Raw genomic sequence first — 7,379 nt, forward strand, 5'->3', positions numbered from 1 at the left:
ATTTTTCACAGATAATGTAAGAAATAGTGTTTTCAGGCGGTAGATCGCAGGCGCTATTTTCAGTAGGTTATAGAAAGTTTGTTACTGTTTTATTTTCCGGGGTTACTCATTTGCCGCCGCTCTAAGGATGGCGAAATTTGATGCAACTGCGGGCATTTATCGATAAACCATCATCAAAAACCGATGGAAGGGAAAACTATGCGTATTGGGGTACCAAAAGAACGGTTTGCCAATGAAACCCGCGTAGCGGCGACACCAAAAACGGTGGAGCAACTGCTTAAACTGGGTTTTACCGTCGCCATTGAAAGCGGCGCGGGCAAACTGGCGAGTTTCGATGACGAGGCCTTTATTCAGGCTGGTGCGGACGTGGTGGACGGTTCTGAAGTCTGGGAATCACCCGTTATTCTGAAGGTGAATGCGCCGCAAGAGAGCGAGATTGAGCTGCTGAACCCGGGCACCACGCTGGTGAGTTTTATCTGGCCTGCCCAAAACCCAGAGCTGATGGAGAAGCTGGCGGCACGTGGCGTGACGGTAATGGCGATGGACTCCGTGCCGCGTATTTCGCGCGCGCAGTCTCTGGATGCCCTGAGTTCAATGGCGAACATCGCCGGTTACCGTGCAATCGTCGAAGCCGCCCACGAATTCGGCCGTTTCTTCACCGGTCAGATCACGGCGGCAGGCAAAGTGCCGCCGGCAAAAGTGATGGTGATTGGTGCCGGTGTGGCAGGCCTGGCGGCTATCGGTGCGGCAAATAGCTTGGGCGCTATCGTCCGCGCGTTTGACACCCGCCCGGAAGTGAAGGAGCAGGTGCAGAGTATGGGCGCCGAGTTCCTTGAGCTGGACTTCAAGGAAGAAGCGGGCAGCGGTGATGGTTATGCGAAGGTGATGTCCGAAGCCTTTATCAAAGCGGAAATGGAACTCTTTGCCGCGCAGGCAAAAGAGGTGGACATTATTGTCACCACCGCGCTGATCCCGGGTAAACCGGCACCGAAGCTGATCACCCGTGAGATGGTGGACACCATGAAGCCGGGCAGCGTGATTGTCGACCTGGCCGCGCAAAACGGCGGTAACTGTGAATATACCGTGCCGAACCAGGTATCCACGACCGCCAACGGCGTGAAGGTGATTGGTTATACGGATCTGCCTGGCCGTCTGCCCACGCAGTCGTCCCAGCTGTACGGTACTAACCTCGTTAACCTGCTGAAACTGCTCTGCAAAGAGAAAGATGGCAACATCACCGTTGATTTTGACGATGTGGTTGTGCGCGGCGTGACCGTGGTGCGTGAAGGCGAAATCACCTGGCCTGCGCCACCGATTCAGGTTTCCGCCCAGCCTCAGGCTGCACCGAAAGCGGCGCCAGAACCAACAGAGCCTGCTAAACCGGCGTCTCCGTGGCGTAAATACGCGCTCATGGCGCTGGCGATTATTCTGTTTGGCTGGCTGGCCGATGTCGCGCCAAAAGAGTTCCTCGGCCACTTTACCGTCTTCGCGCTCTCCTGCGTGGTGGGTTACTACGTGGTCTGGAATGTCTCCCATGCACTACACACGCCATTGATGTCGGTCACTAACGCCATCTCCGGGATCATCGTGGTCGGGGCGTTACTGCAGATTGGTCACGGCGGCTGGATTAGCTTCCTGAGCTTTATCGCGGTGCTGATCGCCAGTATCAATATTTTCGGTGGTTTCACCGTGACTCAGCGCATGCTGAAAATGTTTCGTAAAGGCTAAGGGGTAGCATATGTCTGGAGGATTAGTGACAGCCGCATACATTGTTGCTGCAATCCTGTTTATTTTCAGTCTGGCGGGACTTTCCAAACACGAAACGTCTCAGCAGGGTAATAACTTTGGTATCGCCGGGATGGCGATTGCGCTGATTGCCACTATTTTCGGACCCGATACCGGCAACGTTGCCTGGATCCTGGTGGCGATGATCATCGGCGGGGCGATCGGTATTCGTCTGGCAAAACGCGTTGAAATGACCGAAATGCCGGAGCTGGTGGCGATCCTGCACAGCTTCGTCGGTCTGGCGGCGGTGCTGGTGGGCTTCAACAGCTATCTGTACCACGAACCGGGCATGGAGCCGATTCTGGTCAACATTCATCTGACCGAAGTGTTCCTGGGCATCTTCATCGGTGCAGTAACCTTCACCGGCTCGATTGTGGCGTTCGGTAAGCTGCGCGGTAAGATCTCCTCCAAACCGCTGATGCTGCCAAATCGTCATAAGCTGAATCTGGCGGCGCTGGTGGTCTCCTTTGTGCTGCTGGTGGTCTTTGTGCGTACCGAAAGCGTAGGTCTGCAGGTGCTGGCGTTACTGGTGATGACCATCATTGCCCTGGCGTTCGGCTGGCACCTGGTGGCCTCCATCGGTGGGGCAGATATGCCGGTTGTGGTGTCGATGCTGAACTCCTACTCCGGGTGGGCGGCGGCAGCGGCTGGCTTTATGCTGAGCAACGACCTGTTGATTGTCACCGGTGCGCTGGTGGGCTCTTCCGGTGCGATTCTGTCCTACATCATGTGTAAGGCGATGAACCGCTCATTCATCAGCGTTATCGCCGGTGGTTTTGGCTCTGACGGCTCCTCGACCGGTTCTGACGAAGAAGTGGGCGAGCACCGTGAGATCAGCGCGGAAGATACGGCAGAGATGCTGAAAAACTCGCACTCGGTCATTATCACCCCAGGCTATGGCATGGCGGTGGCGCAGGCGCAGTATCCGGTTGCTGAAATCACCGAGAAGCTGCGCGCGCGCGGCATCAAGGTGCGCTTTGGCATCCACCCGGTAGCGGGGCGTCTGCCAGGCCACATGAACGTGCTGCTGGCAGAAGCGAAAGTGCCTTACGACATCGTGCTGGAGATGGACGAGATCAACGATGATTTCGCCGACACCGACACCGTGCTGGTCATTGGCGCCAACGACACCGTTAACCCGGCGGCGCAGGACGATCCACGCAGCCCAATCGCCGGGATGCCGGTTCTGGAAGTGTGGAAGGCGCAAAACGTGATTGTCTTCAAACGTTCCATGAACACCGGCTACGCTGGCGTTCAGAACCCGCTGTTCTTCAAAGAGAACACCCACATGCTGTTTGGCGACGCCAAAGCCAGCGTGGATGCGATCCTGAAAGCACTGTAATTCGCGTTCTCCTCAAAAACCGCTCTTCGGGGCGGTTTTCTTATTTCTGCGGTCAGCGTTTCTCCTCTGTCTATACTTTACCCTTTGTGTACTACGAGGAGGTGAAATGCAATTTTTGTCCCGCTTCGACATCCTGGAGCTGATGATGACGCCGACATTCTGGGTAAGCGTCGCCACGGTTATCGTCGTGACGCTGCTGGTCTACTGGCTTCTGACGCGCCTGATCGCATTCGTTAAGAGAGGGATCACAACCTGGGGAGATAAGCACCCAACCACAAACAGGATGCGTTTTATCCTGACCGATATGCTTAACCGCACCAGTCGCTTCCTGCTTTTTGTCGTGGCGCTGCTCATCAGCCTGCGTTTTGTTGATTTACCCGACCGGCTCTTTAGCACCGTAAGCCACGCCTGGTTCCTTGTCTTCGCGATACAGGTGGCGCTCTGGCTTGATCAGGGCGTGGTGTCGTGGCTGCGACACGTTATGCTGGTCCCCGGCAGTCATAAAAATCCGGTTACCCTGGTGATCACCGGTCTTATCCTTCGCGCTATCGTCTGGTCTGTGATGCTGCTGTCGATTCTCGCTAACGCGGGCGTCAACATCACCGCGCTGGTAGCAAGCCTGGGGGTAGGGGGTATTGCTATCGCCCTCGCCGTACAAACCATTCTGAGCGACGTCTTCGCTTCGCTTTCTATCGGCTTTGATAAACCGTTTGAAATTGGTGATTTCGTGGTGTTCAACGACGTGGCGGGAACGGTGGAGCACATAGGCTTAAAAACGACCCGTATTCGTAGCCTGAGCGGGGAGCAGATCGTTTGCGGTAACGCCATTTTGCTTCAGCAGACGCTTCACAACTATAAACGTATGCAGACCCGTCGCATCGTCTTCACGTTTGGCGTCGCCAGCGACACGCCGCCTGAAAAGCTGCGCTATGTGGGGGATATGGTCAGGCAGATCATCACCGATGTGGGTGAGACAAAGTTCGATCGCGCCCATTTCCTCGGGTTTGACCGTGACCGCCTGACGTTTGAAGTGGTTCATATTGTCAATACGGCGGATTACAACAAATACATGGATATCCAGCAGGAGATCAATATCCGTATTCTCGAAGGGCTGAACGCCCAGGAGATTAAGCTGGCGCTGCCCAGCATGGTGTTGCACGCACCGTGGATGCAGGATCGATCAACTGAAGAGACACAGACAGCGATCGAGAGCTGATAAGAAAAGCCCGCCGGGGAGGCGGGCGAATAGATTGACGTTAATCGTCTTCCGGGTCATCCAGTTCAACCGGTGTCTGGTACTCATCCGGCTTAATGACCAGCAGGTCGCAGCGCAGATGGTCAATCACCTGTTCCGCGGTATTGCCCAGGAACGCGGCAGAAATACCGGTCCGTCCGATGGTGCCCAGCACCACAATCCCTGCCTGCAGATGTTCGGCTAAATCCGGGATCACCTCTTCAGGCAACCCTTTCTCGACATGCGTCATGTTCTCATCAATGCTGAACTTCTGGCGCAACGCTTTCATGGCCAGCAGGTGCTGTCCGCGGATCGCGTCGTTATATACGCTCGGGTCAAATTCAGGCAGTTCGATGGCAATATTGATAGGGGTAACCGGGTAAGCGCCGACCAGATGCACTTCGGTGTGGTTAACCTGCTCGGCAAGCAGCAGCGTCTCTTTGACCAGCTTTTCATTCAGCGAATTGTGATAATCCTCTTCGCTTGCCAGGTTTACTGCCACGACGGCTTTGCCGCCTTCAGGCCACGGCTGATCTTTCACCATCCAGACCGGGCACGGGCATTTACGCAGCAAGTGCCAGTCTGTCGGCGTGAAGATCACGGATTCCAGCTTGTCGTGCTGGTGCGCCATTTTCAGCAGCAGATCGTGCCCACCGGCGACGACTTCCTGGATAATCGCTTCAAAGGGGCGGTTATGCCAGACCACTTTAATATCGATAGGCACACCCGCTTCAAGGTAGTACTTCGCCTGTTCGCGGATCCACGCGGTACGTTGGCTGATCACTCCCTGACGCATAGCGGTACGCTCGTCAGGCGACAGAAGGGTGGTCATCTCATACGAGAAGTCATAGATCGGCAAAAACGCTTTGATTTTGCCACCAATCCGTTGATGTAAATACACAGCACGTCGTAATGCCGGCTGATCGTCCTGATTAGGATCGATAGCTACCAGCATGTTTTGATACTTTGCCATACAGGTCTCCTTACTACTGTCACCACAGTCTGTAATTAAAAGAGTAACCTATATATCCTGAATGAAACAGAGGTAAGGTTTTGCCAGATCAATAATTCATGAAAATATCTCAGAAGAATAGCACCGTCGTTGTCACCGCGATAAACGCGATCAACAGCAGCACCATCACCACGATGGCAAACGTGGTTGAGTCCTGAACGTAGGTTTTTTCCTCTCCCTTCATTGGGCCGACAAGCATGATCCAGATGAAGAGGAAGGTCACGGAGGCAATAACAACTGAAACGAAAAATAAACTTTCTCTCAATTTAACCTCAACGAGAACCTTTCAGGAGCGGGGGATGTCTGTCGCAGGGGCGGGAAGTGGTGTGCTTACCTGCCAGACCAATAAATCATAAAAATTTATCGGCCTGGCATCAATCATTCGTGGGGTTTATGCCACGTTGCGGGCGTGGCCGGCAAGAACAGCCAGCGCTTCACCGTTTTCGATGGTGATGTATTTACCTTTAACGGCCAGCATACCGCTTTTCTGGAAACGGCCCAGCAGACGGCTGATGGTTTCCACGGTCAGGCCCAGGTAGTTACCAATATCGCCACGGGTCATGGTGAGACGGAACTCACGTGGAGAGAAACCACGTTCGGCGAAACGGCGGGAGAGGTTATAGATAAATGCAGCCAGGCGCTCTTCCGCATTCTTTTTGGACAGCAGCAGGATCATGTCCTGATCGCCTTTGATCTCACCGCTCATCAGACGCATCATCTGCTGACGCAGGTTTGGCATTTTGCCTGACAGATCGTCCAGCGTTTCAAACGGGATTTCGCAGACCATTGAGGTTTCCAGCGCCTGCGCAAAGCTCGGGTGATGGCCAGTACCGATGGCGTCAAAGCCGACCAGATCACCTGCCAGATGGAAGCCGGTGATCTGCTCATCACCCTGTTCGGTGATGGTATAGCTTTTGATGGTGCCAGAACGGATAGCATAGAGCGATTTCAGTTCGTCTCCCGCTTTAAACAGCGTCTGCCCTTTCTGAATAGGCTTTTTGCGCTCGATGATGTTATCAAGCTGGTCAAGCTCATGCTCATTCAGGGTAAACGGGATACAGAGCTGGCTGATGCTGCAATCCTGGCAATGGATAGCACAACCGCCAGACTGAATGCGTCGTATAATTCGCTTTTCTGGGATCATAGGTTTGCTCAAGCCTTAATTGATATTGGTCAATTTTAACATCTTTTTGGTAAGTACGTAAGCCTGGCAAACCATCAATAAGGACAAGAGACGGCAACGTGTTGCCATCTTCTTGAAATTCCACAGCTTGATTATGGATTTTTAGCCTAACCGGTAGAAAATTAAGCACAAAAAGCCTGGGAACTACAGCAAAAGATACCCTTCGTGACGCAGTAACCACTCCTTGCGCTGCACACCGCCGGCATAGCCGGTCATGGTGCCGTTGCGGCCGATCACACGATGGCAGGGCACCACGATACTGACGGGGTTAGAACCGTTCGCGGCACCCACCGCCCGCGCCGCGCCCGCGCGGCCTAACTGTTCTGCGAGCTGGCCGTAGTGCATAACCTGACCACACGGAATATCGCGTAGCGCCTGCCAGACTTCACGCTGGAATGGCGTACCGGCCGTGGCGGTTGGCAGGTCATTGATGATGCTGAGATCGCCCTCGAAGTACGCCGCCAGCTTGTCGCTCAGCCCACCTGGATTGGTGGCACTGATACGCTCAAAACCCTGGGCGCGGTAATGGATGTTGAGCAGCTCTTCCATGCGATCGCTGTGCTCTTCCCATTCCACGGCACGCAGATGGAACTGCTCGTCGGCGATAACCCACAGCGGCCCAAGTGGCGTTGCAATTTTATCTTCGAGTAATCTCAGCATCCTCTTTCCTTTAATTTAGCCTCGGGTAGATACCCGGCCCTATCGGCAGGCCGACAAGATACCATGCCACCAGCATCACCAGCCATACCCCTAAAAAGATAAGCGGATAGGGGCTTTGTTGAATAAATCAGATTTCGGGTAAGTCTCCCCCGTAGCGGGTTGT

Annotated in this window: 7 protein-coding genes and 1 pseudogene; 3 read left to right on the top strand and 5 right to left on the bottom strand. The window is 54.3% G+C overall.

Going from position 1 to position 7,379, the window contains the following annotated elements:
* Positions 1–198 precede the first annotated feature (198 nt).
* From pntA to HX884_RS17085, 3 genes are all read left to right on the top strand, one after another.
* Entirely contained in the window at positions 199–1,728 is a 1,530-nt protein-coding gene (pntA, locus tag HX884_RS17075; RefSeq protein WP_178328520.1) for a Re/Si-specific NAD(P)(+) transhydrogenase subunit alpha, read from the top strand.
* Between the two features lie 10 nt (positions 1,729–1,738).
* Positions 1,739–3,127, top strand: a complete 1,389-nt coding sequence (gene pntB / locus HX884_RS17080; protein ID WP_013096868.1) for a Re/Si-specific NAD(P)(+) transhydrogenase subunit beta — start codon at positions 1,739–1,741, stop codon at positions 3,125–3,127.
* 106 nt (positions 3,128–3,233) lie between these two features.
* Positions 3,234–4,343, top strand: a complete 1,110-nt coding sequence (locus tag HX884_RS17085) for a mechanosensitive ion channel family protein (protein ID WP_178328521.1) — start codon at positions 3,234–3,236, stop codon at positions 4,341–4,343.
* 40 nt (positions 4,344–4,383) lie between these two features.
* On the opposite strand, the gene uspE is transcribed toward HX884_RS17085, so the two are convergent.
* The 5 genes and pseudogenes from uspE to HX884_RS17110 all read right to left on the bottom strand — a co-directional run.
* Positions 4,384–5,334 (bottom strand): universal stress protein UspE, encoded by a 951-nt coding sequence (gene uspE, locus HX884_RS17090; protein WP_013096866.1) that lies wholly within the window; start codon positions 5,332–5,334, stop codon positions 4,384–4,386.
* A gap of 109 nt (positions 5,335–5,443) precedes the next feature.
* Positions 5,444–5,638 carry a hypothetical protein gene (locus tag HX884_RS17095; protein WP_013096865.1) on the bottom strand — a complete coding sequence of 65 codons (195 nt, stop codon included), beginning with the start codon at positions 5,636–5,638 and terminating at the stop codon, positions 5,444–5,446.
* 126 nt (positions 5,639–5,764) lie between these two features.
* Positions 5,765–6,517: a fumarate/nitrate reduction transcriptional regulator Fnr gene (fnr, locus tag HX884_RS17100; protein ID WP_006174991.1), complete on the bottom strand. Its 753-nt coding sequence runs from the start codon at positions 6,515–6,517 to the stop codon at positions 5,765–5,767.
* A gap of 183 nt (positions 6,518–6,700) precedes the next feature.
* On the bottom strand, positions 6,701–7,216 hold the full coding sequence (gene ogt, locus HX884_RS17105; protein ID WP_013096864.1) for a methylated-DNA--[protein]-cysteine S-methyltransferase: 516 nt from the start codon (positions 7,214–7,216) through the stop codon (positions 6,701–6,703).
* 10 nt (positions 7,217–7,226) lie between these two features.
* Positions 7,227–7,328 (bottom strand): annotated as a pseudogene (locus HX884_RS17110) (hypothetical protein); the annotation flags it as partial.
* Positions 7,329–7,379: the final 51 nt, after the last annotated feature.

The sequence above is a fragment of the Enterobacter sp. SECR19-1250 genome, from assembly GCF_013391025.1.
GTDB lineage: Bacteria > Pseudomonadota > Gammaproteobacteria > Enterobacterales > Enterobacteriaceae > Enterobacter > Enterobacter cloacae.

Excerpts from the sequence above, each read along its gene's own strand:
- pntA (WP_178328520.1), top strand. The coding sequence starts at position 199 with ATGCGTATTGGGGTACCAAAAGAACGGTTTGCCAATGAAACCCGCGTA.
- pntB (WP_013096868.1), top strand. The coding sequence starts at position 1,739 with ATGTCTGGAGGATTAGTGACAGCCGCATACATTGTTGCTGCAATCCTG.
- HX884_RS17085 (WP_178328521.1), top strand. The coding sequence starts at position 3,234 with ATGCAATTTTTGTCCCGCTTCGACATCCTGGAGCTGATGATGACGCCG.
- uspE (WP_013096866.1), bottom strand. The coding sequence starts at position 5,334 with ATGGCAAAGTATCAAAACATGCTGGTAGCTATCGATCCTAATCAGGAC.
- fnr (WP_006174991.1), bottom strand. The coding sequence starts at position 6,517 with ATGATCCCAGAAAAGCGAATTATACGACGCATTCAGTCTGGCGGTTGT.
- ogt (WP_013096864.1), bottom strand. The coding sequence starts at position 7,216 with ATGCTGAGATTACTCGAAGATAAAATTGCAACGCCACTTGGGCCGCTG.